Genomic DNA, 818 nt, shown 5'->3' on the forward strand with positions numbered 1-818 from the left:
GAGATGCGATCGCTTCATTCTGGGATTGGAGTTGAGATGCGATCGCTTCTATCTGCGATTCTAGGCGTGATTGAGTAGTGGTAAAACCGTCAATTGGCTGAGTCATTTTATCTCCGTAAGACTACAGGTGAGAGACCATCAACTGTGCCTATTCTACCTGAGACTGAGACAATTGCCAAACCCGCTTGGCGGCGGCAATGCGTTTTTTCTCCTTCTCCAAAAACCCGGAGGGTATCCCACCAATCACAGGGGGATAGGGTGTCAGGTCATAACCACACACCGAACAGGTTTCCACCTCATTTGGTGTATATTCCGTTTCACAAACGGGACATTTCGCCATGATTCTCAACCCCGATAAGACGTAGAAACCGTGGAATGGTGACACTCATTACAAGTATAGCTATAGTGGGTGGCATTATTCGATCTATTATAACTCGCGAATGCCACTCGCTGTCAATACTTCATCGACGGTTAATTCCAACTCTGGGAAAGTGGGGGAAAAAATGCGATCGCTCTACTCCTGACATGGTAATGATGAACGGTGTTGACATTTCATTAACATTGTAATGGTCAACGGTGTTGACATTTCATTAACGCACCCTACTCCTTCGTAGGGTGGGTTAGGGTAGCGTAACCCACCGCCAATTGAGAGTAGGAGTGGTGTTGACATTTCATTAACAATGGAGAGTAGGAGTGGTGTTGACATTTCATTAACATTTGAATGGTCAACGGTGCGTTACATTTCATTAACGCACCCTACTCCTTCGTAGGGTGGGTTGAGTGCGTAACCCACCGCCAATGGAGAGTAGGAGTGGTGC

The 818-nt window shown here is 46.7% G+C and carries 1 pseudogene; it reads right to left on the bottom strand.

The annotated features are described in order from the left end of the window. A pseudogene (locus P5683_RS25420) lies at positions 1-340 on the bottom strand (GUN4 domain-containing protein); the annotation flags it as partial. Positions 341-818: the final 478 nt, after the last annotated feature.

Source organism: Limnospira sp. PMC 1279.21, from assembly GCF_032349615.1.
Classification (GTDB): domain Bacteria; phylum Cyanobacteriota; class Cyanobacteriia; order Cyanobacteriales; family Microcoleaceae; genus Limnospira; species Limnospira fusiformis.